Source organism: Sphingosinicella sp. BN140058, from assembly GCF_004135585.1.
Lineage (GTDB): Bacteria > Pseudomonadota > Alphaproteobacteria > Sphingomonadales > Sphingomonadaceae > Allosphingosinicella.
Map to the genome: position 1 here is coordinate 2,976,633 of NZ_CP035501.1, position 24,363 is coordinate 3,000,995.

18 protein-coding genes are annotated in these 24,363 nt (G+C 66.8%); 7 read left to right on the plus strand and 11 right to left on the minus strand.

Translation table 11 applies throughout. The features are described 5' to 3' along the window. The first annotated feature begins 570 nt into the window (after nt 1-570). Nucleotides 571-2,973 carry a calcium-binding protein gene (locus ETR14_RS13470; RefSeq protein WP_129385298.1) on the plus strand — a complete coding sequence of 801 codons (2,403 nt, stop codon included), beginning with the start codon at nt 571-573 and terminating at the stop codon, nt 2,971-2,973. Nucleotides 2,974-3,099: 126 nt separating this feature from the next. On the opposite strand, the gene ETR14_RS13475 is transcribed toward ETR14_RS13470, so the two are convergent. The 4 genes from ETR14_RS13475 to ETR14_RS13490 are packed head-to-tail and all read right to left on the minus strand — an operon-like array spanning nt 3,100 to nt 6,627. After that, the gene (locus tag ETR14_RS13475; protein WP_129385300.1) at nt 3,100-3,681 is read right to left on the minus strand and encodes an ABC-type transport auxiliary lipoprotein family protein; all 582 of its coding nucleotides are present in this window, start codon (nt 3,679-3,681) and stop codon (nt 3,100-3,102) included. A 5-nt stretch (nt 3,682-3,686) separates the two neighbouring features. Next, nucleotides 3,687-4,667: an MlaD family protein gene (locus ETR14_RS13480; protein ID WP_129385302.1), complete on the minus strand. Its 981-nt coding sequence runs from the start codon at nt 4,665-4,667 to the stop codon at nt 3,687-3,689. Further along, the gene (locus ETR14_RS13485; RefSeq protein WP_129385304.1) at nt 4,667-5,521 is read right to left on the minus strand and encodes an ABC transporter ATP-binding protein; all 855 of its coding nucleotides are present in this window, start codon (nt 5,519-5,521) and stop codon (nt 4,667-4,669) included. Before ETR14_RS13485 ends, ETR14_RS13480 begins: the two co-directional genes overlap by 1 nt. Next, nucleotides 5,518-6,627 (minus strand): MlaE family lipid ABC transporter permease subunit, encoded by a 1,110-nt coding sequence (locus tag ETR14_RS13490; protein WP_129385306.1) that lies wholly within the window; start codon nt 6,625-6,627, stop codon nt 5,518-5,520. The genes ETR14_RS13485 and ETR14_RS13490 overlap by 4 nt, the downstream gene beginning before the upstream one ends. 73 nt (nt 6,628-6,700) lie before the next feature. Between ETR14_RS13490 and ETR14_RS13495 the strand changes: the two genes are divergently transcribed. Further along, a complete protein-coding gene (locus tag ETR14_RS13495) occupies nt 6,701-7,381 on the plus strand; it encodes an HAD family phosphatase (RefSeq protein ID WP_129385308.1) in 681 nt (226 codons plus the stop codon). A 59-nt stretch (nt 7,382-7,440) separates the two neighbouring features. Here ETR14_RS13495 and ETR14_RS13500 read toward each other — a convergent pair whose 3' ends face one another. The 5 genes from ETR14_RS13500 to lgt all read right to left on the minus strand — a co-directional run bounded on the left by ETR14_RS13500 (nt 7,441) and on the right by lgt (nt 12,044). Then, nucleotides 7,441-8,757 carry a cystathionine gamma-synthase family protein gene (locus tag ETR14_RS13500; protein WP_129385310.1) on the minus strand — a complete coding sequence of 439 codons (1,317 nt, stop codon included), beginning with the start codon at nt 8,755-8,757 and terminating at the stop codon, nt 7,441-7,443. An 85-nt stretch (nt 8,758-8,842) separates the two neighbouring features. Beyond that, nucleotides 8,843-9,607 carry a peptidoglycan editing factor PgeF gene (pgeF, locus tag ETR14_RS13505; protein WP_129385312.1) on the minus strand — a complete coding sequence of 255 codons (765 nt, stop codon included), beginning with the start codon at nt 9,605-9,607 and terminating at the stop codon, nt 8,843-8,845. Further along, the gene (locus ETR14_RS13510; RefSeq protein WP_129385314.1) at nt 9,604-10,125 is read right to left on the minus strand and encodes a GNAT family N-acetyltransferase; all 522 of its coding nucleotides are present in this window, start codon (nt 10,123-10,125) and stop codon (nt 9,604-9,606) included. Before ETR14_RS13510 ends, pgeF begins: the two co-directional genes overlap by 4 nt. A gap of 1 nt (nt 10,126) precedes the next feature. Further along, the gene (locus ETR14_RS13515) at nt 10,127-11,164 is read right to left on the minus strand and encodes a class I SAM-dependent methyltransferase (RefSeq protein WP_243455513.1); all 1,038 of its coding nucleotides are present in this window, start codon (nt 11,162-11,164) and stop codon (nt 10,127-10,129) included. 28 nt (nt 11,165-11,192) lie between these two features. Next, nucleotides 11,193-12,044: a prolipoprotein diacylglyceryl transferase gene (gene lgt / locus ETR14_RS13520; RefSeq protein ID WP_371416670.1), complete on the minus strand. Its 852-nt coding sequence runs from the start codon at nt 12,042-12,044 to the stop codon at nt 11,193-11,195. 94 nt (nt 12,045-12,138) lie between these two features. On the opposite strand from lgt, the gene ETR14_RS13525 reads away from it, so the two are divergent. The 5 genes from ETR14_RS13525 to ETR14_RS13545 all read left to right on the plus strand — a co-directional run bounded on the left by ETR14_RS13525 (nt 12,139) and on the right by ETR14_RS13545 (nt 18,151). Next, nucleotides 12,139-13,818, plus strand: coding sequence for a class I adenylate-forming enzyme family protein (locus tag ETR14_RS13525; protein WP_129385316.1), 1,680 nt, complete (start codon nt 12,139-12,141; stop codon nt 13,816-13,818). Between the two features lie 79 nt (nt 13,819-13,897). Beyond that, nucleotides 13,898-16,114, plus strand: coding sequence for a xanthine dehydrogenase family protein molybdopterin-binding subunit (locus tag ETR14_RS13530; protein ID WP_129385318.1), 2,217 nt, complete (start codon nt 13,898-13,900; stop codon nt 16,112-16,114). Continuing rightward, a complete protein-coding gene (hemH, locus tag ETR14_RS13535; protein WP_129385320.1) occupies nt 16,111-17,118 on the plus strand; it encodes a ferrochelatase in 1,008 nt (335 codons plus the stop codon). The genes ETR14_RS13530 and hemH overlap by 4 nt, the downstream gene beginning before the upstream one ends. A 30-nt stretch (nt 17,119-17,148) precedes the next feature. Further along, a complete protein-coding gene (gene phbB / locus ETR14_RS13540; protein ID WP_129385322.1) occupies nt 17,149-17,871 on the plus strand; it encodes an acetoacetyl-CoA reductase in 723 nt (240 codons plus the stop codon). A 58-nt stretch (nt 17,872-17,929) separates the two neighbouring features. Continuing rightward, complete coding sequence (locus ETR14_RS13545; RefSeq protein WP_129385324.1) at nt 17,930-18,151, plus strand: ribbon-helix-helix domain-containing protein; 222 nt, start codon at nt 17,930-17,932, stop codon at nt 18,149-18,151. Between the two features lie 103 nt (nt 18,152-18,254). Here the strand turns inward: ETR14_RS13545 and ETR14_RS13550 are convergent, their stop codons facing one another. Together ETR14_RS13550 and ETR14_RS13555 are read right to left on the minus strand one after the other, a co-directional pair. Then, the gene (locus tag ETR14_RS13550; protein WP_129385326.1) at nt 18,255-22,916 is read right to left on the minus strand and encodes an NAD-glutamate dehydrogenase domain-containing protein; all 4,662 of its coding nucleotides are present in this window, start codon (nt 22,914-22,916) and stop codon (nt 18,255-18,257) included. 140 nt (nt 22,917-23,056) lie between these two features. Further along, on the minus strand, nt 23,057-24,349 hold the full coding sequence (locus ETR14_RS13555; protein ID WP_129385328.1) for a hypothetical protein: 1,293 nt from the start codon (nt 24,347-24,349) through the stop codon (nt 23,057-23,059). Nucleotides 24,350-24,363: the final 14 nt, after the last annotated feature.

Consider the following 24,363-nt stretch of genomic DNA (forward strand, 5'->3'; position numbering starts at 1 on the left):
AATCCCGGCCGGACCCTGCGTCTGCAAACGATCCAGCTTCGAAAGTCGTGAAATCAAGTTTTACTTGGAAACTTTGGGCTGACTTCCGATAGCTGATATCAAAAGCGGGTACTTTCCGGCCTCGTCATTCGATTCCTGCTTTTGTTTCTTTGCTAGACCAGCGCCTTTGTGCCATGAAGTCGATGCCGCTTCGTGTGTGAGTCTCCACAGGGTTGGGCCGAGCTTTGCGTGCGAGCTCGGAAGGGCGCGCCGGCGGAGCGCCCGCCAAAGGGAGGAACTCCATGGCCATCAGGATCCGATACTCCGGAGCGGGGAACGCCCTCCAACCGCGCCAGGACGATGGTTGCGCGGGCAAGGATGGGTCGATTGTCGCTTTGGCGAACGGCGACCCGCCGTTCGCCGGCGGCGGTAATCTTGGCATGGAGTGCGCCATTTCGCTCCGTCCCGGCTGACCAGCCTTCGCGAGCCGCGCGAACCTTAGTGGCCTTGGTCCGACAACGGATCACCCGCCCGCTCTTTCTCTGCACACCGACCAACCATAATCAACCATGACTGATGGGGAGTAGATACGTGGCAATAACGATTGATCTTTCTGGTGGTATCAACGGCACCTACACGATCGAAGATGATGGCATTGCCGGCAACGGCACGTCGATCGTGCGTGCGCCCGACGGCACCGTGTTCACCACCTTCGTGCATCCGGCAGACAGCATCACCGTGCTCAGCCGCGCCGGGCAGAACGTGAACGTCAACGTGACCGATTCCCTGGCCAATGCCAGCTTCACGATCGGCAGCCTGACCAACGCCGCTGTCCGGCCCGACGCAATCGGCGTCAACTTCCTCCAGACATCGAGCACGATCACGCTCGGCGCCAACACCACGATCGGCGAATTCGGAAGCGACGGGACCCAGGACCTTCTCGCGTCGACATTGCTGATGCGCGCCGGCACCGGCATCGGGGTGGGCAATCAGCTCCGGATACAGGCCGGAACGCTCGAGGCGGAGTCGAACACCGGCGGTATCGACATCTTCAGCTACACCGCCACCACGATCGGCGGCGGTTCGGCCGACCTGGCGGGCTTGCGCACGGTCACTTCGGGCGACATCAACTTCGTCGGCGGCAGCGTGACCTTGGCCGATACCAACGGTTCGGCGGGCGTCGACAGCGCCGGCGGCATCTCTCTCACCTCCTACGGTGCGTCTCAGGACATCAGCAGCACTTCGTCGTTCGACTCGTTGATCGCACGCGGCGGCAACATCGTGCTCGACTCCGCGCGCGACATCCTGTTGGGCACCGGCGGGACCGATTTCGACAACGATGTTCGGGCTGCGGGCAGCATCACCATCACGGCGGGGCGTGACTTCGTCATCGACGGCTTTGCCGACATGGCCGCGAACGACTTCGGAACCGGCAGCAATGGCGGCGTCAGCATCACGACGGGTCGCAACATCAGCGTCAGCGACGACCACGGCGTCGATGCCAGCATCGGCGTGAGCACGGGAACTGGGAACCTGGTCCTGACGACCGGCGCCGGCGGAACGCTCGAACTCGCCGCCAATTCGGCGGCGGCGCTGTTCGCCAATGGCGGAAACGTCATTGCCAATGCCGATCGCATGCTGATCGAAGGCGATTCCGGCATCACCACCACCGGCGGCGGCACGGTTCGCCTGGGCACGGCTACCGCGGGTCGAAACATCCTGGTCGGCAGCGCCGTCGACGGCGCGACCGCCCTCGAGCTCTCCGATGCCGAAATGGACCGGATCACCACCTCGGGCCTCTATGTCGGCAACGTCAGCAGCGGATTCACGTCCGTGGTCGGTTCGCTCACGCGGGCGGCGGGCCAGTTGCTGCTTCAGGGCGGAACCGACCTCTGGATCAACGCGAACATCACGACCTCGGCAGGCCTTTCGCTGTTCGCCGCGGACGGCGTCTTCCAGGCCGCGGGCACGACGATCAACGCCCCATCGCTCAGCGTCGTCGTCGACAGCCCCGATTCCGACGCTGCCGGCGGCACCGCGACCCTGGGCGGCAATCTCGTGGGGGGTTCCGTCACGGTCAACGGCGGTAACGACAGCGACAATCTCAGCGGCAGTGGCGCCAACGAGATGTTCCTGCTCGCCGACGGCGGCAACGACGTCGCGTCTGGCGGCGCCGGCAACGACCGCTTCTATTTCGGCGCGGCCCTCACCGGAGCCGATGTCGCCAATGGCGGCGATGGCGCGGACAGCGTGATCCTCGATGGCGTCTATGCCGGCCTGACGTTCAGCGGCTCCAGTCTGCAGAGCATCGAGATCATCCGCCTGCTGAGCGGCGGCGGCAGCAACGATTATTCGCTGACGATGAGCGACGGCAATGTCGTCACCGGCGGCTTCATGACGATCAATGCCGCCGATCTTGTTGCCGGCGAGAATCTGACCTTCATCGCCACGGCCGAAACGGATGGCCGCTATGTCGTCAACAGCGGCGGCGGCAACGACATTCTCGCGGGCGGGAGCAAGAACGACCAGTTCGATTCCGGGGCGGGCAATGATTCCCTTTATGGCGGTGTCGGGGACGACGTGCTGCACGGCGGGCTCGGCAGCGATCTGCTGAACGGCGGTGCGGGGTGGGACACTTTCACCTATTCCGCACCGACGGAGTCGACCGGCATCGATTTCGATCGAATCGACCGGTTCCAACCGAACCGCGACTCGATCGACCTGCCCACCGCCGTTACCGGCTGGACCGGGACGGTAAGCGGCGGCGCACTCGGCATCGTCACGTTCGATGCCGATCTTGCTTCGGCCGTGAACGGAGCGCTGCAGGCCAATTCGGCGGTTCTGTTCAACCCGACCAGCGGCGATTTTGCCGGCCGAATGTTCGCGGTGGTCGATGCCGATGGTGACGGTTCGTACACGGTCGGCGCGGACTACGTGTTCGAGTTCGTCAACCCGGTGTCGGCGCCAGCCGCGGCCGCGGCCTATTTCATCTGAACGGAGGACGTCGCCATGATCGGATCAGGCTGATTCAGCCTGATCCGGTCCGGCGAAAGGGGAGGCGCACCATCGGACCGGTGGCGCGCCTCTCTTTTGATCATTTGACGTGAAAGTTTTGCCCGGTCAGCCCGCCCAGGCGGCGACTTCGGCGGCGACCTGATTGGCGGCTTGATTCAGCGCCGGCGCAATCTGGGTGCTGTCGGCGGCGGTGACCGGAACCCGCGCCTCGAACCGACGCGTCGCGACAGCCTGCTGGGGCCTGGCGAGATTCGCGTCGAATTGGACGATGGCTTCCATGCGGTTCGGATCGAAGCCGAAGGCGAGCAGCTGTCCGCCGAGCACCACGCCCTGGACCTGCGCGTAGACGGACGGATCGAGCACCACCCAGCCGGTCTGCGCCGCCAGCGTCTCCGAAAGCAATTGACGGAAGAGCTCGTTGGGCTTTTCGATCCACTGCGAATCCTTGAGATACTGGATCGAGGTGGGGCTGACATAGACCGGCACGCGCGTGTTGCTGATCGCTTGCGGCACCGTCGGCGAGATCACGGTGATCACCCGCCCCTGCTCCGCCGCGCGGGCTTCGCCGGGGGCGCGAACCTGGGTGGAGCTCAGGGTCAGCAATTCGGCGGGAACCTTGGCGCCGCCGAAGCAGGCGGAGAGCGAAAGGCAGGCCGTCGCGGCGAGAAGGAGCTTGCTGCGGTTCATCGTCATCACCTTTTCTTCGGCGCATAATCGGGCAGGCGTTCGCCGCCGACGACCCCGCCGATACCGCGCTGGTCGATGCGTTCGCTGATGTTGCGGAGCGACTGGCTGGTCGCACGAAGATCGCGGATCAGCTGGCCGACTTCGGGAAGGGTACGGGTGGAGAAGGTCTCGACGCCCGGCTTGGCCTGACCGATGACGTCGTCGAGGCTCTTCATGCTCGTCTCCGCCGCGCGGATCGTCTGGCGCAGGTCGGCGATCAGCGGCCGGGCATCCTTCTGCAGGATCTGGTCGCTGGTGTCGGCGAGCTGGCCGAACTCCTCCGCCGCCTGGCCGGCCTGCCGGATCGCGATCCGCGCCTCGGCCATCGTTGCCGCGATCTCGCCCGAGCGTTCGGCGAGGTTGCGGCTGATCACCTGCACGTTCTCGAGGATCGACGCGATCGAGGCCTGGTTGCGATCCGACAGCAATTCGGTGAGCCGCGCCGTCAAGGTGGTGATCCGATCGAGCAGCTCGGGCGCGCTGCTCAGCAGCTGGCCGAGCGCACCGGGCTTGGTCGGGATGATCGGTGCGTCATAGGGGCATTGAGTCACCGCACAGGTGATTTCGCGCTGCGGCCCGGCGGGACGTTTGGGGTCCCGCTCCGGCGGATCGAGCTGGATCTGCGAGACTCCGGTGAAACCGACGCCGTTGATGGTCGCTGTGGTGCCGACCAGAACCGGCGTGTTGTCGCGAACCGCGATCCTGACGCGCACGAATTGCGGCGTCTTGGGCTCGAGGTTGATCGATCGGACCTGTCCGACCGGCACGCCCGAGAAGGTGACGGCGGAGCCTTCGGCAAGACCGTCCACCGCCTGGTTGAAGAAGATGTCGAACTGCTTGTCGGCATTGCCCGACGCCTGGCTGAGCCAGACGATGAAGCCCAGCACGGCGAGGATCATCGCCAGCACGACGCTGCCGACCAGGATATGGTTGGAACGCGTTTCCATCAGACGTTACCGCCCCCGTCCTGCATTGCGGCGTCTTGCCTGGCCTCTTCGGCCTCGACCGCTTCCTCGGCCGCACGTCCGCGCGGCCCTCTGAAATATTCCTGGATCCATTCGTGATCCAAAGCCAACAATTCCGGAATCGTTCCGACCGCCACCACCTTGCGATCGGCGAGCACCGCGACACGGTCGCAGATGGCGTGCAGCGTGTCGAGATCGTGGGTGATCAGGAACACGGTCAGGCCGAGGCGCGCGCGCAGATCCAGGATCAGCTGATCGAAGGCGGAGGCGCCGATCGGGTCGAGGCCCGCGGTCGGCTCGTCCAGGAACAGCAATTCCGGATCGAGCGCGAGCGCGCGGGCGATACCCGCGCGCTTCTTCATGCCGCCGGAAAGCTCGGCCGGATATTTGGGCCCCGCATCCGCCGGCAGCCCGGCCATGACGATCTTGTAGGCGGCGATCTCATCCAGCAGCTTGTCGGAAAGCCGCGGGTAGAATTCCCGCAGCGGCACCTGCACGTTCTCGGCAACGGTCAAGGTGGAGAACAAGGCGGCGCCCTGGAACAGAATGCCCCAGCGCTTGCGAATGGCCTGAAGCTGCGCCTCGTTGGCGCGGCCGATGCCGGTTCCGAAGACCTGGACGTCGCCCTCGTTGGGCTGCTGAAGGCCGATGATCGAGCGCATCAGCACCGATTTGCCGGTGCCGGATCCGCCGACCACGCCGAGGATCTCGCCGCGGCGAACCTCGAGATCGAGGCCTTCGTGGATGACCTGCTCGCCAAAGGCATTCTTCAGGCCGTGCACCTCGATGATGTTCTCACGCTCGTCGGTCTGACGAGCGGCTTGCGGTTCGCTCATGTCCAGCCGATCTCAGTGAAGAAGACGGCGAAGAACGCATCGAGCACGATCACCAGGAAAATGCCCTGAACGACCGCGGTGGTGGTGCGCAGGCCGACTTCCTCGGCATTCGCCTCCACCTGCATCCCCTGGTAGCAGCCGGCGAGCGCAATGATCAGCCCGAACACCGGCGCCTTGATCAGCGCCTGCCAGAGATCGGTCAGCGGCACCACCTCGCGAATGCGCTGGACGTAGGTGACCGGCGGAATGTCGAGACCGATCCAGCAGAAGATGCCGCCGCCGAGGACGACCACCATCGCGGCGTAGAAGGAGAGGAGCGGCATCATCATCACGGTGGCGAAGACGCGCGGCAGCACCAAAGCTTCCATCGGCGAGACTCCGATGGTGCGCATCGCGTCGACTTCCTCGGCGAGTTTCATCGAACCGAGCTGGGCGGCGAACGATGAGCCGGAGCGACCGGCGACCATGATCGCGGTCATCAGTACGCCCAGTTCCTTGACGCCGCTTCGCCCGATCAGATTGACCGTGAACACTTCGGCACCGAATTGGCGCAGCTGCACCGCGCCCTGCTGGGCGATGACGATGCCGACCAGGAAGCTCATCAGGCCGATGATGCCGAAGGCGTGAACGCCGACCACCTCGAAGCGCTGAACCACGGCGTTGAGCCGGAACCGGCGCGGTTCCCGGATCACCTTGGCGACGCCGATCAGCATCGCGCCGAAAAAAGCGAGCAGACCGACGAGCGTACGGCCGGCCTCCACCGTCGCGGTGCCGAGCTGGTCCAGCACCCGGGCGAAAGCGGGCGGCGGATCGGGCCGGACCTTCACCGGCTGATCGAGTTCCGCCATCTGCTGCAGCAGCGAGCCGTTGGCCTCGCTCGCGCCGACCACCTCGCCGCCGCGATCGCGGACCAGGCGATGGATCGTCCATGCGCCGATCGTGTCCATGCGGCCGACGCCCGAAAGGTCGACGACGAGATCGCGCCCTTTCAGTCGATCGAGCTTGGTTGGAAGCACCCCCAGCCGCGCGAGCGTCAGATCGCCCCCGAAGCGAAGCACCCGGCGTCCGTTTTCTGTGGTTTCGTTGCAACGGGCGACTGTGCTCATGCGAGCGACATGCTTCAATTCTCGGCGCTGGGCAAGCTGGACAAAAGACATCCAAACATGCTTCCGCCGGTTCATGAAGGCGCAACTCGCAATTTACGACATGGACCGGACGATCACCCGGCATGCAACCTACACCCCATTCCTGATCCACGCCGCGACACGGCTGGCACCCTGGCGGCTGCTGCTGTTCCCGTTGGTGCTGCTGACCATGCTGGCGTACGTCCTTCGCCTGATCCAGCGCGGGACGCTGAAGGAATGGAATTACAACCTCCTGATCGGCCGCGGTGTGACCTCGGCGGGGCTCGAACCGGTGATCGAGAGCTTCGCCGACAAGCAGATTGCAGGCAACATCATGCCGGGCGCCCGGAGGAGCATCGCCGCCGATCGCGCGGCAGGACGCCGGCTGGTCATGGCGACGGCCTCCTACCGTCTCTACGCGGCGGCGATCGCGCGCCGTCTCGGCTTCGACGATGTCGTCGCGACCGAGACGGGGCTCGATGCGGACGGGCGGATCATCGCCAGGATCGACGGCAACAATTGCTACGGCGCGGCCAAGCTCGACATGATCGAGCAGTGGATGGCGCGCGAAGGGCTCACCCGCGACGCCGTGCACATCCGTTTCTATTCGGACCACGTGTCCGATCACCACGTCCATCGCTGGAGCGACGAGCCGGTCGCCGCCAATGCCCATGCGCGCCTCGTCCGGCTGGCGAAGGCGGAAGGCTGGGAAGTGGTGGACTGGGCAAAGGAATGAGAAGCCGGGGCACCACGATCACGATCGATCGAGTGATCGTGGTGCCCCGACGGACTCCCTCAGCCGATCGCGTCTAGCGCCTGGCTGAAGTCGGCGATCAGATCGTCCGGATCCTCGACCCCGATCGAGATTCGAACGAGATTGTCGGTGATGCCGAGCGCCTGCTTGCGCTCCTCCGGCACGGAGAGATGGGTCATGGCGGCCGGCGCGCTGGCCAGGGTCTCGGTGCCGCCGAGGCTGACCGCGAGATGGGCGATCTTGAGCGAATCGAGGAAGGCGAAAGCCTCCTTCTCGCCGCCCTTCAGATAGAGCGAGAAGGTCGAGCCCGCGCCGGTGCAGTGGCGGCGGTAGATGTCCGCCTGGCGGGCGTCGCCGCCATCTTCGAGAAAGCCGAGATAGCCGACGCTCTCGACCTTCGGGTGATCGCGCAGGAAGGCGCAGACCTTGGCGGCATTCTCGCCGGCCCGGGTCATGCGCAGTTCCAGGGTCTCGAGGCTGCGCAGCAGCATCCAGGCGGTGTTCGGATCGGTGATCGTGCCGATCGTGTTGCGCATCATCCGGATCGGATCGAGCAGGGCCTTGGCGCCGACCACGCCGCCGGCGACGAGATCTGAGTGGCCGCCGGCATATTTGGTCAGCGAATAGATCGACAGGTCGGCGCCCTGTTCGAGCGGCTTCGCCCAGAGCGGGCCGAGGAAGGTGTTGTCGATCGCGATCGGCGGCCGCTCATCACCGAACACGGCCGCGCGCGCCGCCGCCACGGCTTCGACGTCGACCAGCGCGTTGGTCGGATTCGCCGGGCTTTCGAGATAGATGAGCGGCACCCGGCCCATCGCCTTGGCGCGGCCGAGCACTTCCTCGATCTGCGCCTGCTCGGCGCCGGCCGGAAAATCGAGCCACTGGACACCAAAGCGACCGAGGATGCGGCCGATCAGGGTCTCCGTCGCCGCGTAGAGCGGGCCCGAATGGACGATGACGTCGCCGGGCTGGACGAAGGTCAGCAGCACGGTGGCGATGGCCGACATGCCGGACGAGAAGGTCAGCGCATCCTCGGCATCTTCCCAGAGGCTCAGCCGATCCTCCAGGATCTCCTGGTTGGGGCCGTTGAAGCGTGAGTAGACGAGGCCCTCGGCGCCGCCCGGGCGCTTGCCGGTGACGCCTTCGAAGAAGCGCTTGCCGGCCGCGGCATTCTCGAAGACGAAGGTCGAGGTAAGGAAGATCGGCGGTTTCAGCGAGCCTTCGGACAGCGCCGGATCGAAGCCGTGGCCCATCATCAGGGTGGCTGGCTGAAGCCGGCGGCCGCCGACCTCGCGCACCGAATTCTTCGGACGGCGGCGCGGCGTGGTGCCGGTCAGGTCGGATTCGTCTTCTTGCATGCGGGCTCTCCCAAATCGTTGATTGGCCCCTAACGCACTTCGGGGCCGGCCCGCCAGTGGCCCGGGAGAGAGATCGTGCCGCCCGTCAGGCGGGAAGGGCGATCAGGCTGATCTGACGGCCATAGGTCGGTTCCTCACGATGGGTCGCCCGGCGGTAGCTGTAGAAGCTGTCCGGCTGCGAATAGGTGTCCTGACCGAGCGCCTCGATCCGCGACAGTCCGGCGGCGGCGAGCCGGGCGACGACGAACCCTTCGAGATCGAATTGATGGTGGCCCGCGCGGCCCAGCGAAAAGAAGCGCTCATTCTCCGGTGCCGCCGCCGCGAAGCGCCGAAGGAAACTCTCGTCTACCTCATACGACTTGCGCGCGATGCAGGGGCCCACCGCAGCGGCGATCCGGCTCCGATCGGCACCCAGCCGCTCCATCGCGGCGACCGTCGCGTCGACGACTCCGGTGAGAGCGCCCTTCCAGCCGGCATGCGCGGCGCCGATCACGCCGGCTTGCGCATCCGCGAACAGCACGGGCGCGCAATCGGCGGTGAGGATGCCGAGGACGAGCCCCGGACGATCCGCGACCAAGGCATCGGCGTGCGGCCGCGCATCGTCCGGCCAGGCCGCCACTGCGTGAACCGCGTCGGCCGAATGGACCTGGTGAACCGTGACCAGCGCGGCGCCGGGCATCACCGCCTCGGCGGCGAGGCGCCGGTTCGTCCGCACCGCCTGCGGATCGTCGTCCGCCCCGAGCCCGACGTTCAGGCCGGCGCAGACCCCGGTCGAGACACCGCCGCGGCGCCCGAGGAATCCGTGCGGGACGGCAACGAGCGCTCGGGCGCGAAAGGGTGCGATGGTCATGCGGCCTCCAAGGTCAGTCGGAGGATATGGTCTTCGTCGGCCTGATCACCGACCATGAAGGCATAAGGGGCGACGAATACGAAGCCGTAGCGCTCGTAGAAACGCCGGGCGCGATGATTCTCGCTGAACACCGAAAGGTACAGCTCCTGCGCGCCACGTGCGCGCGCTTCTCCGAGCACCCACTCCATCAACATCTGGGCGAGACCGGCACCCTGCCAGGGCTTCAAAATGTAGAATTGGCGCAGCTCGGCCGCGGTCCGGTCCGTATCGACCGGCAGCTTGAGCGGGCCGACCTTGACGAAACCGGCCGCTGCTCCGCCGTCTTCGGCGAGGCGGACGGTCAAGTTCGGGTCCGCAAGCTCCGCCTGCCAGGCATCGACATCGTGGCCACGCAGGAATGCCGCGAGATCCTCCGGCCGGTAGAGATGGCCGAACGTCTCGACGAAGGTGCGGCGGCCGAGATCGGACAGGATCGGAGCATCGTCGGGGGTTGCGTCGCGGAGGCGAAAATCGGGCACGTCAGAATCCTGCGGGTTGCGGCCAGCCCTCTGCCACGAAAGCCATCGCCTTGAACAGGGCGCCCATCTGGCGCGGCGAGACCAGCCGATCGCGGGCTGAGGCGATTTCGGGAGACCGGCCCGGCGCGGCGCGGGACAGGGCCTCGGTGCGGACATCGATGCCCATCTCGCTGAGCCAGGCGCCCTGCGTCGTCGGCCCGAACAGGCTGACCCGTTCCCGCCGGGCGGCGTCCCCAAGCGCCTGGAAATCGACATGGGCGGTGAGGTCCTGGTCGCCGGGCGCCACCCACGGGTCTGCGTAGCGGTTCGCAGCCACGGCCTGCAGCGTGTCACCGAGTCCGGTGCGGACATGGCCGTAGTCGAAAACCAGGGCAGCCCCGCCGCGGGCGGCGATCGCATCGGCGATGTCGCCGATGACGGCCGCTGCCATCGGAGCGACTTCCAGCACGCTGCCTTCGTCGGCACCGCGCAGACTCTCGGGAATCGCCGCGTCGGGAACGCTCGGGCCGGCCGCGGGAAGGAATCGTTCGCCTTCGATCGTCACCAGGCGCTCGTGCCAGGCGGCACGGCCGCGGACGAACTGCCGGATCGGCAGAGCATCGAAGAATTCGTTGGCGACCACCAGCAAGGGTTCGTCGCCCGGAATGTCGGCGAACCGATCGTGCCAGGTCGCGCCGGGGACCCGCTCCGCTTGCGCCGCGCGCAGGGTGGGGCTGGTTTCGACGAAGTGCACCGGCGGCGCCAGCGCTGCGGCCCGCATCGCCCGCGCCGCGTCCGCGGCCAGCGTTCCCCGGCCCGGCCCGAGCTCGACGTAACGGACCGGCGGCGCCCCGGCGCGCGACCACAGATCGGCGATCCACAGCCCGACCAGTTCGCCGAACATCTGGCTGACCTCGGGTGCCGTGATGAAGTCCCGGCCGAGCGGATCGCGGGTGCCGTAATAAGCGGCGTTGGCCTCCGCCATGTAGAGGCTGACCGGTATCGGTCCCGCCGACGCGATCAGCCGGCGGAGCCGGTCGGCAAGACTGGTCTCGATCATCGTCGCTCCGGCAGGACCCGGCAGAAGGTCAGGCGACACTCTCCGTCCCGGCGAACGGCTCCACCCGCTCTCGCCGGGATTTGGCGGTCAGGATCAGGAACAGGCCGATCAGGATCATCGGCACGGTCAGGGTCTGGCCCATGGTCAGCCCCCAGGACAGATGCTCGAGTCCGCGATCCGGCTGGCGGAAATATTCGACGAAGAAGCGACTGAGGCCGTAGCCGAGCAGGAAGGTGCCGACGAGCTTGCCGGGCTGATAGCGCGCGTCCGTCTTCCAGAAGAGGAGATTGAGAATCGTGAACAGCAGGATGCCCTCGAGGCCGGCCTCGTAGAGCTGGCTCGGGTGACGTCCGACCGGTCCCCCGTCCGGGAAGACCACCGCCCAGGGAACGTCGGTGGGGCGCCCCCACAATTCGTGATTCACGAAATTGGCGAGGCGGCCGAAGAACAGGCCGATCGGCACGATGCAGGCGATGTAATCATGCACCCTGAGCACGCTCAGCTTGTTGCGCCAGGCGAGGTAGAACATCGCCAGGCTGGTGCCGATCGCACCGCCGTGGAACGACATGCCGCCATCCATGATCCGCAGGATCGCGAGCGGATTGGCGAAGTAGAATTCCGGGCGGTAGAAGAGAACGTAGCCGATCCGGCCGCCGAGGATGACGCCGAGCGTGCCATAGAAGACCATGTCGTCGGCATGGCGGCGGGCCATCGGCGCGCCCGGACGCGCCAGCAGCTTCAGCAGATACCACCAGCCGATCAGGATGCCGGCAAGGTAGGCGAGCGAGTACCAGCGCAGCTGGAAAAAGCCGAAATCGTGGATGATCGGGTGCAGGCCCAGGCTGTTCCACTCGATCGGTGCCGACGCGGCTGTTGCCAAAGATGTCAGTAACGGCTGTATCAAGGCTATCCCCTCACTCTGCGCACCCTATTACGGAGGGCGAGAGGAAACGAAAAGAAAAAGGGAGAGTCGGATGCCGAGTGAGCTGGATCGCAAGTTCGATGCGGTGCTTGCGGCCGTGACGGGGCCGGGCGGCCGCGTCGTCATCGGCGAGGATGATGCCGGGCGTGCGATCGTCACCAATTTTCCGGCGACCCTGCCCGGCTTCTTCGACATCTTCTGCATGCTGAATGGAGAGACGATCGGAGTCATCGCCGACGGCGAACGGCTGCCCTTCGCCGAGCTGAACGCCCAGGCGACCAGGCTTGCCAAATGCCTGGTCGGCGGCTGGGGCATCGGCAAGGGCGATCGGGTCGCGATCGCGATGCGCAACTGCCCGGCCTGGATCGTCACCTACATGGCGGTGGTCAAGGCCGGCGGGGTGGCCACCCTGGTCAACGGCTGGTGGCAGGTGGACGAACTCCGTCACGGCCTGACGCTGACCGAGCCGCGGCTGGTGCTCGCCGATGCCGCGCGCGCGGAGCGCAGCGAGGCGACGGGTCTCGGCATTCAAACGGTCGCCCTGCCGATCGATCGGCCGATCAGCGAGGCACTGGCGCCCTTGTTCGCGCGCGGCGGCGACGATTCCGATCTGCCGACGGTCGACGAGGGCGACGACGCGACGATCCTGTTCACCTCGGGGTCGACCGGCCTTGCCAAGGGCGCCGTCTCCACGCACCGCGCGGTCACCACCGGCGTCTACACCTACTCGATCAGCCTGATGACCCTGCTCGGCATTCTCGAGACGGAAGGCCGCCCTCCGGCCAATCCGCCGCGTACGTTGGTCAACGTGCCGCTCTTCCACGTGACCGGCGAGGTTCCGGTTCTCCTCAACAGCTTCGTCATCGGCCGGACCATGGTGCTGATGTCGAAATGGGATCCGGGCGAGGCGCTGCGGCTGATCGAGAGCGAGAAGGTGACCTATTTCGTCGGCGTCCCGACGATGAGCCTGGAGCTGATGCAGCATCCGGACCGGGACAAATATGATCTCTCCACCCTCACCGACATCGCCGCAGGCGGGGCCGCGCGTCCGGTCGCCCACGTCAAGCGCCTGCAGGAGAGCTTCCCCAGGGCGCAACCGGCACTGGGCTACGGGCTTACCGAGACCAACGCGATCGGCTGCGGCAACGTCTGGCAGAATTATGCCGACAAGCCGGCCTCGACCGGCCGCCCGCATCATCCCTTCGTCGAACTGGCGATTCTCGGCGAGAGCGACAGCCGCTTGGCGGCAGGCGAGGTCGGCGAGATCGCGATCCGATCGGCGGCGAACATCCGCAGCTACTGGCGCGATCCGGAGGCGAGCGCGAACGCCTTCACCCCCGACGGCTACCTCAAGACGGGCGACATCGGCTATCTCGACGAGGACGGCTATCTGTTCATCGTCGACCGCAAGAAGGACATCATCATCCGCGGCGGCGAGAATATCAGCTGCCAGGAGGTAGAGGCGGCGATCTACGCCCATCCCTCGATCTCCGAAGCCTCCGTGTTCGGGATCCCCGACGATCGCCTCGGCGAAGTGCCCGCCGCCGTAATCTATTGCGAAGACGATCGCTGCCTCGACCAGGACGGCCTGACCGCATTCCTCAAGGACCGCCTCGCCGCGTTCAAGCTGCCGGCGCGGCTCTGGGTCCATGACGATCCGCTGCCCAAGCTCGGCACCGGCAAGATCGACAAGAAGACGTTGCGGGAGCGCTACCAGTCGGAGATCGGATGATCGCCCGCGCGCGCAGTCGATCTTCGTCATCGATTGTTCCGGCTGGCTGCTGCCGCGCCTGCCGTCTATCACCCGGCGCATGGCCGACGCTGAGCATGCCCCTTTGCTGACCCGCCGCACGCTGCTGGTCGGGGGCGGCGTCGGGGCCGGACTGCTGCTCGCCTGGAACTTATGGCCCCGCCGCTATTCGCCCAATCTGCGCGCCGGCCCTGGCGAGCATGTGTTCAACGCCTTTCTCAAGATCGGCGGTGATGGGCGGGTGATTATCGCCGTTCCGCAGGCCGAACTCGGCCAGGGTAGCTGGACGGTTCTGCCGCAGATCCTTGCGGACGAACTTGGCGCCGCCTGGGAAACGGTCGCGGTCGAGCCCGCACCGATCGGCCCGTTCTACGCCAATCAATTGCTAGCAGAGGCGCGTGCCGTCGCAGCCGCGCCGACGTTCCTCGAAGGGGCCGCGCGCTGGCGCGCCGATCAGGTCGCAATGCGCGATTCGACCATGGTGACCGGCGGTTCGTCCTCGGTGCGCGCCTTCGAGCAGGGGCTGCGGGAGGCCGGCGCGGGTGCCCGGTCGCTGCTGATGAAGGCTGCGGCGGCGCGCTGGGGCGTGGAGTGGGAAAGCCTCGACACCTTCGGCGGGTTCGTCATCAACGGGGCCCAGCGGACGCGCTTCGCGGAACTGGCCGAGGCTGCGGCTGCGCAGTCCTTGCCGGACATCCTGCTGATGCGCGGCGGCGTCGACAACCGCCTGGCCGGGCAGTCGCTGCCCCGCCTCGATCTGCCCGCCAAGATCGACGGCTCTGCACGCTTCGCCGGCGATGTACGGCTTCCGGAGATGCTGTTCGCATCGGTCCGCTCGGCGCCGCCCGGCGGCCGTCTGCGCCGCATCGACCGGGATGCGCCGGCACGGATCCCCGGGATCGTCCAGCTGTTCGACAGCCCGGAATGGATCGCGGCGCTGGCCACCAATTGGCACGCGGCCGATCGTGCGCTGCGGGCGATGAGCGCGGAATGGTCCACCGGATCGGAGCCGAGCCGCGCGAGGATCGAAAGCGCCTTTTCCGAGGCCCTGATCCGCGACAAGGGGCGCCGCGCTTTCGAACGGGGCGACGTCGAAGCGGTCTATGCGGGCGGCCACGTGGTGCGCGGCCACTATTTCGCAGGCCCGGCGGCGAATGCGCCGCTCGAGACGCTGACCGCAACGGCGCGGGTTACCGGCGATCTGCTCGAGGTCTGGGCGCCGACGCAGGTGCCGTCAATCGCGCGGGACGCCGCCGCACGGGCGGCAGGGCTGCCCGTCGGCAATGTCACCATCTACGCCATGCCAGTCGGCGGCGGCTATGGCCGCAAGGCGGAAGTCCGCGCGATCGAACAGGCGGTGGTGCTGACCCTCAAGGCCGGCCGGCCGGTGCAGGTCGTCTGGTCACGTGCCGAGGAAAGCGCCGCCGACACGCTGCGGCCGCCGGCGCGCGGCATGCTAAGCGCCCGGCTCGGGCCATCGGGTGCGATCCTCGGCTGGCAGACGCGGATCGCGGCACCGGAAATCGCGGGGCAGCTGGAGGCACGGCTGGGCAGCGACGCACTTGCCGCGCTCGCCGATCCGGTGGCGGGGGCGGTGCCGCCTTACGCCATCCCCTCCCTGGCGGTGGACTTCCTGCCCGCGGACGTGGCGGTCCAGGCCGGCCTGTGGCGATCGGGGGCAAATGCCTACACCAACTTCTTCACCGAAAGTTTCGTCGACGAGCTGGCCCGCCTCGCAGGAATCGAGCCCTTGTCCTTCCGGATCCAGATGCTCGGCGACAATCCCCGGCTGGCGCGCTGCCTGTCGACCGCGGCAGCGCATGGCGAATGGGATGGCGGACAGCGCGGCAGCAGCAAGGGTATCGCCGCGTTCAGCGGTTATGGGTCGCACATCGCGACGGTTGTGGAGGTCGAAGTGGAAGCTGGGCGCGGGTTGCGCGTGTTGCGGGCGGTGAGTGCGGTGGATTGCGGGCGGGCGATCAATCCCAACCTCGTCCGCCAGCAGATCGAAGGCGGGTTGTTGTACGGCATATCCGCGGCGCGCGGCATTCCGATCGATTTCAGCGGGGGCCGTCCGACCCCGCGCGGCTTCGGCGATCTCGGAATCTTGAACCTCGCCGACGCGCCGGAAATCACGGTGGAACTGATCGACAGCGACGAAGCCTCCGGCGGAGTGACCGAGCTGGCGGTGCCGACCGCCGCCCCGGCGATGGCGAATGCTCTGTTCGCATTGACCGGCCGAAGGGTGCGCCGGATGCCGCTGGAGCTCGGTGCATGACGATGCCGGCCGACCATCCGTCGATCCCTTCCCCGAAGATCGGCGTGTTGCTGATCAATCTCGGCACGCCCAACGCGCCCGAGCCCGGATCGGTGAAACTGTACCTGAAGGAGTTCCTGTCCGATCCGCGTGTCGTCGAGATACCGCAGCTGGTTTGGCAGCCGATCCTGCGCGGCATCATCCTCAACACGCGGCCGAAGAAATCCGCCCATGCCTATCGACAGGTGTGGACGGACGAGGGCTCGCCGCTTGCCGCGATCACCGCGCGCCAGGCGCGGGCCTTGGCGGGTGCGTTCGGACCCGCCGTCGTCGTCGATCATGCCATGCGCTACGGCAAGCCCGCGATCCGCGACCGGATCGAAGCGCTGAAGGCCCAGGGGTGCGAGCGCATCCTGATCGCCCCCCTTTATCCGCAATATTGCGGCGCGACCACTGCAACCGCCAATGACGAGGCGTTCGCGCATCTCCGCCGCATGCGCTGGCAACCTGCGGTTCGCACGCTGCCGCCTTACCATGACGATCCAGACTATATTGCGGCGCTGAAGACGAGCGTCGAGCAATCGCTGGCGACGCTCGACTTCGTACCCGATGCGATCCTCGCCAGCTTCCACGGCATGCCGGAGCGCACCCTGCACCTCGGCGACCCCTATCATTGCCATTGCCGCAAGACGGCCCGGCTGCTGTCCGAAGCGTTGGGCCGCCCGCTTACCGTGACGTTCCAGTCCCGCTTCGGCCGCGCCAAGTGGCTCGAGCCGGCAACCGATGTGACTCTTGCCGCGCTCCCCGATCAGGGCGTCCGCAAGGTGGCGCTGATCGCACCCGGTTTTTCCGCCGATTGCCTTGAAACGCTGGAAGAGCTGGCGATACGGGGTCGCGAGACGTTCCTGGCGGCCGGCGGGCGCGAGTTCGCCTATCTGCCGTGCCTGAACGACGGCGAACCCGGACTGGAGATGCTGCGCAGCATTCTTCGCCGCGAGCTTGAAGGATGGATTGCTGCGCCCTAAGCACCGGGCCGATAATAAAGGAGAGGGAAGATGGCACGTATTGCAGTCGTGACCGGCGGAACCCGCGGTATCGGCGAAGCGATCAGCGTCGCGCTCAAGAGTTTGGGCATGACCGTCGCCGCCAATTACGCAGGAAACGACGAGAAAGCCCGCGAATTCAGCGAGCGGACCGGTATTCGTGCCTTCAAGTGGGACGTCTCCGATTTCGACGCCTGCATCGCCGGCATCCAGCAGGTGGAGAGCGAACTCGGCCCCGTCGATGTGCTGGTCAACAATGCCGGAATCACCCGCGACGGAACGATGAAGCGCATGACCCGGCAGGCCTGGGACGACGTCATCGACGTCAATCTCGGCGGTTGCTTCAACATGGCGAAGGCCGTGTTCGAAGGCATGCAGAGCCGGAAGTTCGGCCGCATCGTCAATATCGGTTCGATCAACGGCCAGGCCGGCCAATACGGTCAGGTCAACTACGCCGCCGCCAAATCGGGCATTCACGGTTTCACCAAGGCGCTGGCCCAGGAAGGCGCGCGTTCAGGGATCACCGTCAACGCGATCGCGCCGGGCTATATCGACACCGAGATGGTCGCCGCCGTGCCGGAGGACGTGCTCGCCAAGATCGTCGCCAAAATCCCGGTCGGCCGGCTCGGCAAGGCGGAGGAGATCGCCCGCGGCGTCGCTTTCCTGGTCGGCGACGATGCCGGCTTCGTCACCGGATCGACCCTGTCGATCAACGGCGGCCAGCACATGTATTGAGGCCGCGTCGGCGGCTCGCGGCGCAGCCGGGATCCGTCGTCGCCGCGAGGAGGGGGTGATGAGCGGACCGGTCAAACGATCGATGATGATCGCCGGTCACGCCACCTCGATCAGCCTCGAGCCGATCTTCTGGGAGGCGTTGCGGGAGGCCGCCGAAGCGGAAAGCGTGCCCCTGAACGCGCTCGTCGCCCGGATCGATGCCGAGCGCATCGAAGCCGACGATCCCGCCAATCTGGCAAGCGCCATTCGGGTCTGGCTGTTCGAACGGGCGCGGGGGTGAATTTCCGCCTCGGCGGTGAGGCCACGTGTCAGCTCCGCCTCCCATCCGTTTCGCGGACTGGGAGGACGGAGACAATTACATCGAGCGCTGGAACGCAAGCAGATCAGCGCGCCAGCAGCACGCGAGCCTGGGTGGCGATCTGCGCCAGCATCGGCGAGGTCGTCGCCGGCGCGTTGCGGGCGCGATCGACCAGACGGCGGAATTGGTCGATGCGCGGGCCCTGCGTTTCCACCCACATCTCCACCGCATGGGCGGGGTCGTCGCCGCGGGCGCGCTGCAGGAAATCGAGGCGCAATTGCTCGAAATCCCTTGCAAGACCGGCGGTCAGCAGCCGCTCCCACTGATCGCTCGCCTGAAAGGCATTGGCCACGCCCTGCGCCCAATCGAGCCCGAGCGCTTCGCCGAGCCGGGTATAGGCATTGGTGAGCGTGATCTCGTCGACGCCGAGGCGGCGCCCCAGTGCCGCGATGCCGACACCGCCGTTCAGCTCGAACAGCCGTACGAGCCGGTCGGCGATCTCCGGCGGCGCGCCAAGGTCGCTGAGGCGTGCCCGCCGCAGGGCGGCATCGCCGGCGACTTCCTTGCGCAGCAGGCCGCCGACGCTCTCGCTGAGCTTGTCGATGCCGGGCTGAAGCGTCTCGACGAGCTCGGTGAGCTTGGCGGACGCGCTAGAATTGCGCAGAATGTCGGCGATGTGCAGCTGCAGGGCGTTGGAGGCCTGATCGAACAGCTCCAGCCGAAGCTGCTCGGGAATGTCGATCGTGTCGAGATCCCGCCACAGATCCGCCATGCCGAAGAGGCGCTCGGCGGCGACGAACGCTGCCGCAACCTGGCCGAAGCTCGCCCCCTCTTCCTCCGACAGGGTGAACACGGCGGTGATTCCAAGCCGATTGACGAAGCGGTTGGCGATCTTGGTCGCGATGATCTCGCGGCGAAGCCGGTGACCGAGGATCGCGTCGCGATGGCGCGCCTGCATCGTCTTCGGGAAAGCGGCGAGCAGCTCGGGCTCAAGGGTCGGATCTTCGGTGATCCTGCCGGCCTCGAGCGCGGTCTGCAGCGCCATCTTGGAGGTGGAGAGCAAGACGGCCAGTTCGGGACGGGTCAGGCCGCGATTGTCCTGCGCCCGCCGCATCAGTTCCTCGTTGGACTGAAGCCCCTCGACCGTGCGGTTGAGCCGGCCGCTCTCTTCCAGCACTTCCATAGCGCGGATCAGCGGCGGCAGATCGGCCGCACCGCCACGCTCCGCGATCGAGAGTGCAAGCGTCTGCAGCCGGTTGTCCTCGAGCACGATGGCCGCGACCTCGTCGGTCATCTCGGCGAGGAGCTGGTTGCGTGCCTCGAAGCTCAGCCGGCCTTCGTCCATCTCCCGGTTGAGCGGGATCTTGATGTTGACCTCGTTGTCCGAGCAATCGACGCCGGCCGAATTGTCGATGAAATCCGTGTTGCAGCGCCCGCCCGCCTGCGAGAATTCGATGCGGGCGGCCTGGGTCATGCCGAGATTGGCACCTTCGCCGATCGCCTTCGCCCGAACGTCGCAGCCGGTGATCCGGATCGCGTCGTTGGCGGGATCGCCGACCTCCGAATTGCTTTCGGATCGCGCCCGGATGTAGGTACCGATGCCGCCGAACCAGAGCAGGTCGACCGGCGCCTTGAGGATCGCGATCATCAGTGCAGCCGGCTCGATCGTATCGCCGTCGAGGCCGAACATCGCCTGCATCTCGGGACTGAGCGGAATCGTCTTCTGGCTGCGCGGGAAGATTCCGCCGCCCTTCGAGATCAGGCTCTTGTCGTAATCGTCCCAGGACGAACGGGGGAGGGCGAACAGCCGCGCGCGCTCGTCCCAGCTCTTCGCCGGATCGGGCTCCGGATCGATGAAGATGTGGCGGTGATCGAAGGCCGCGACGACCTTCAGCGCCTTGGACAGCAGCATGCCGTTGCCGAACACGTCGCCCGACATGTCGCCGACGCCGGCGACCCGGATCGGCTGGGTCTGCACGTCGACGCCGAGTTCCGCGAAGTGGCGCTGCACCGAGACCCAGCCGCCGCGCGCGGTGATGCCCATCGCCTTGTGATCGTAGCCCTGGCTTCCGCCCGATGCGAAGGCGTCGCCGAGCCAGAATCTGCGATCCAGCGCGATCTGGTTGGCGATGTCGGAAAATGTGGCGGTTCCCTTGTCCGCGGCAACGACGAAATAAGGGTCTTCGGCGTCGCGGATGGTGACTCCGTCCGGATGAACGACCTTGCTTTCGACGATATTATCGGTGACCGAAAGCAGCGCGCGGATGAAGATGCGGTAGCTCTCCGTGCCTTCCGCCAGCCAGGCGTCGCGCGATGCCACGGGCGGCAGCTGCTTGGGATAGAAGCCGCCCTTGGCCCCGGTCGGCACGATCACCGCATTCTTGACGAGCTGCGCCTTCATCAGGCCCAGGATCTCGGTGCGGAAATCGTCGCGCCGATCGGACCAGCGCAAACCGCCGCGTGCGATCGGCCCGCCGCGCAGATGAATACCTTCGACCCGGGGCGAATAGACCCAGATTTCCCGCCACGGCACCGGCGCCGGCAGTCCCGGAACCCTGGCGCTCTCGAGCTTGAACGCGAGCGCTTCCTGGCCGGCCGGGCTGAAGGCGTTGGTGCGGAGCATCGACGCGATCACGCCGTGGAACAGCCGCAGGATGCGATCTTCGTCGATTGCCGCCACTCCGGCGAGACCGTCGCGGATCGCGTCTTCGGCAGCCTTCGCGGCAACCGTCCGGTCGCCGTCCCGCTCGGGATCGTGGAGGGCGTCGAACAGCGCGATCAGCGCCTGGGTCACCGCCGGCGCACGGCGCAGGGCCTCGACCACGGTCAGCATCGAATAGGACAGGCCGACCTGGCGCAAATAGCGGAACCAGGCGCGGAACAGGACGACGTCGCGGCGGTCGAGATCGGCTGCGATCAGCAGCTGGTTGAACGAATCATTCTCCGCCCGGCCTTCCAGCACGTCGGCGATCGCCCGCTCGGCGAGCTCGGCCCGGGCGAGCACGTGGCTGGCGTCACCGCCGCCGCGCAGCTCCAGAACGAATTCGTGGATGTAGCCGAGCCGGCCCTCGTCGAGTGGCCACGGAAACTCTTCGAGCACGCGGAAGCCGAAATTCTCGAACACCGGAACCGCTTCCGACAGCGCGATCAGACCCGCCAGGCGGTAGGTCTTGAGGCGAAGCCGCGACGCGCCGTCGCCTGCCGAACGATAGAGCCGCGCGTCCCGATCGCCGGCATCGTGCAGCTCGCTGATGCGCAAGATGTCCTGGGCGGCTTCGGCCGGGCTGGTCTGCGCGCGATAGAGCTCGGGCAGATCGCTCATGTAGCTGAGCGCCAGGCGGGTGGCGCGGTTGAGGCCGACGATCCCGCCGAGCGCCTCCTCCACCGCCGGTTCCCAGCCCCGCACCATCTCATCGAGCTGGCGGTCGAGCGCGGCGACATCCGGCGTCGGCGCCTCCGGGCCGACATAAAGAGTGTAGCGCAGCAGGGCGAGATCGCCGTCGCCGAGCTCGACCGACCAATTGGAGATGCGGCCGCCCGAGGCCTGCTCGATCATCTTGCCGACGGCGATCCGGCGGCGGGTGGTGAGTTCGTCTCTCGGCAGCCAGGCAAAGGCGAACATGTTGCCCTTGAGGATCGACCGGGCGAGCACCAAAGTCGGGCGCGGCCGATCGGCAAGGGACATCGCGGTGGTGACCAGTTCCCGCACCGAATCCCGGCTGAGGCTGGCGAGCAGATCGTGCGGGAGGGCGGTCAGGGCATGGCGCAACGCCTTGCCGCTGTGGCCGGAGGGATCGAAACCGAACTCTTCGTCCAGCTCTCTCAGGCGCTGCCGGAGCACCGGCACGTCCTCGACATGCGCGGTCAGCGCTTCGCTGGTCCACAGCCCGGCATGGACGCCGATCGCGGCAACCTTGTCGCCTTCGCGGATCGGCACGACGACGAGATCGAGCGGGACGCGTCGATGCACCGACGAGCGCCGCTCGGCCTTGGCGAGGAGGGGAACCGATCCGCCTTCCTCGAAATAGCGGATCGCGCCGATCGAACCGCCGGGGTCGGTCGGGTCGCCGGGCATGCGGAACAGGCCGAGCGCCTGCGAAGCCGGCGCATCCGGCCTTTCGACTTCATAGCCGAGCAAGGTCATGGCGCCGTCGGCGAACCAGCGCAGCAAGGCCGCGCCCTCCTCGTCCCCGGTGGCGGCGGCGTCCGCGCGCATCTGATCCTGCATCGCCCGCCAATCTTCGACGGCGGCACGCACGTCCGCGAGAACGCGGTTGAGATCGGCGACGACATCGCGGCGGATGCGCGCGTCGGCGCGATCCACCTCCAGGTACATCATCGATTCGCGACGATCCTTGTCGTCACAGAGGGGTTCGACGGCGAGCAGGCGCCCATCCTCGTCACGGCGGACGCAGACCACGGGGTGGAGCAGGCGATGGACGATCAGGCCGCGGGCCGCGATCGTGTTCGCGACCGAATCGACCAGGAACGGCATGTCGTCGTTGATGATCCCGATCCGCATCCGGCGCTGACCGACGGCGCCGCCGAGCGATTCCAGTCGGACCAGGGCGCTGCCCCGCATCCGGCTGCTCGCGCAGGAGGCGATGAAGCGGGCCGCGCCCTCGCGATCCTCGCTGGTGAATTCGGCTATCTCTCCGGGCAGCGCGCCCTCGACGAGAGCGTGGGACAGGGCTTCCAGAATCCGCACGTCTGCGGCGTGATCCGCGACGTTGCTCTCCGAGTTCATATTGTCGCTCCCGGGTACAAGCGACCGTCGTTGGGCCGCGGGATGAGTGCGGTCCCTATGCTCCGGGCAAAACGAGCGGGCAACCCCGGGCTTGCGCTGCAAGGCTCCGGCACATCGGCATGGCTGCCGAGGCTCGTGGGTCAGGCAGCGGCCTTCTTGATCGCCCTGTCGGTAAGTGCGGGATCCAACAGCGTGCCGATCACGGCAACCCTGCCTTGGGCCTCACGACGGGCGAGGATCAGAACGAACTCCTCGGCGGTATCCAATTCGAGGTGGGCGAGCGCGGGCGCGCGGCGCAAGGTTTCGCGCGCCGCGTCGCCGCCATTCGATTTCGGCTCGGGGCGACGGGCCTGCCGCTCGGCCTGAACAACGCCCTTGAGACCTCCGTCGAACGATTCGAGATAGGCGCGGAAGCCGTCGATCGGCACCGATTCGCGCCGCGCCCACGACAAAGCGGCGGCGAATTCGGTCAGCCGAGCCTTGTCGTAATCGGCACCGAAGACGAGTTTGACCACCGGCGTCATCGGCGCGCGCGCCTGGGCCTTCACACCGGCATCTTCGAGCAATTCGCGATACCCGTCCTGGTCCACTTCGGTGGCGCGGGCGAATGCGTAAGCGAGGCCGAGCGCGCGATAGAGGGAGAGTCGGCTGCGGCTGGCGGCGCCGCGGGCAACTTCGGCGCAGGCGCGGGCGGCGTCGAGCCGATCGGCAAGGCCGGCCTCGGCGTCGTAAGCGGCCTCGGGACCGTCGGCCAGTTCGTCCCACCCATCTCCATCGGGGGCGACTTCGGAGAGCAGCAACGGTTCGGCATTGGGGCCGTCGGCCCACACCGGGCTCGCCTCGACCGCCGGGACTCCGACCGCCGCGAGGGCGCGTTCCGCTTCCCGAGCGATGTCGGCGATCACCGCGTCGCCGGCAATCTCCTTCCAGTTGATCACGCCATAGATGAAATCGATCGTGTCGCCGGACGAGGAGAACGGCATCAGGATGCCGCGGTACATCGTGTTGCGGCCGCCCTGCGAAACGAATTCGGCCTCGAAGCCGATCGGGGCACGGTTGGCGATGATCTGGAGATAATGATCGGTCAGCCGCGACAGGAGCGAGCGTTTGGGCACCTCGCTGATCCGGCGGATTTCGCCGGTCAGGCTGCATTCGTCGCGAAGCGCGCCGCCGAGCCAGGCGACACCCGGATCCTCACCGCCTTCCGAGAAATCGAGCAGCACGCTGTGCGGGCCGAAATCGCCGAGCGTGGCGGGATCGAGATCGTTGATCGAGGGATAGGGCCGGCCATCGAGCAGCGACACCCAATAATTATAGGCGCGCACGTGCATGCGCCGTTCGTCGAGCCCGATCTCGGGCGGCGCTTCGATCGCAACCTCGTCGTGGGCCGAACCATAATCGGGCTCGTCCTCGAATGCGCGCAGGCTGTCCATCAGCGTTCCCGAAG

Bases quoted from the DNA above. Each gene is read 5' to 3' on its own strand.
- ETR14_RS13475 (WP_129385300.1), bottom strand. From the start codon at position 3,681: ATGAACCGCAGCAAGCTCCTTCTCGCCGCGACGGCCTGCCTTTCGCTC.
- ETR14_RS13480 (WP_129385302.1), bottom strand. From the start codon at position 4,667: ATGGAAACGCGTTCCAACCATATCCTGGTCGGCAGCGTCGTGCTGGCG.
- ETR14_RS13485 (WP_129385304.1), bottom strand. From the start codon at position 5,521: ATGAGCGAACCGCAAGCCGCTCGTCAGACCGACGAGCGTGAGAACATC.
- ETR14_RS13490 (WP_129385306.1), bottom strand. From the start codon at position 6,627: ATGAGCACAGTCGCCCGTTGCAACGAAACCACAGAAAACGGACGCCGG.
- ETR14_RS13495 (WP_129385308.1), top strand. From the start codon at position 6,701: ATGAAGGCGCAACTCGCAATTTACGACATGGACCGGACGATCACCCGG.
- ETR14_RS13500 (WP_129385310.1), bottom strand. From the start codon at position 8,757: ATGCAAGAAGACGAATCCGACCTGACCGGCACCACGCCGCGCCGCCGT.
- pgeF (WP_129385312.1), bottom strand. From the start codon at position 9,607: ATGACCATCGCACCCTTTCGCGCCCGAGCGCTCGTTGCCGTCCCGCAC.
- ETR14_RS13515 (WP_243455513.1), bottom strand. From the start codon at position 11,164: ATGATCGAGACCAGTCTTGCCGACCGGCTCCGCCGGCTGATCGCGTCG.
- ETR14_RS13525 (WP_129385316.1), top strand. From the start codon at position 12,139: ATGCCGAGTGAGCTGGATCGCAAGTTCGATGCGGTGCTTGCGGCCGTG.
- ETR14_RS13530 (WP_129385318.1), top strand. From the start codon at position 13,898: ATGGCCGACGCTGAGCATGCCCCTTTGCTGACCCGCCGCACGCTGCTG.
- hemH (WP_129385320.1), top strand. From the start codon at position 16,111: ATGACGATGCCGGCCGACCATCCGTCGATCCCTTCCCCGAAGATCGGC.
- phbB (WP_129385322.1), top strand. From the start codon at position 17,149: ATGGCACGTATTGCAGTCGTGACCGGCGGAACCCGCGGTATCGGCGAA.
- ETR14_RS13545 (WP_129385324.1), top strand. From the start codon at position 17,930: ATGAGCGGACCGGTCAAACGATCGATGATGATCGCCGGTCACGCCACC.
- ETR14_RS13550 (WP_129385326.1), bottom strand. From the start codon at position 22,916: ATGAACTCGGAGAGCAACGTCGCGGATCACGCCGCAGACGTGCGGATT.
- ETR14_RS13555 (WP_129385328.1), bottom strand. From the start codon at position 24,349: ATGGACAGCCTGCGCGCATTCGAGGACGAGCCCGATTATGGTTCGGCC.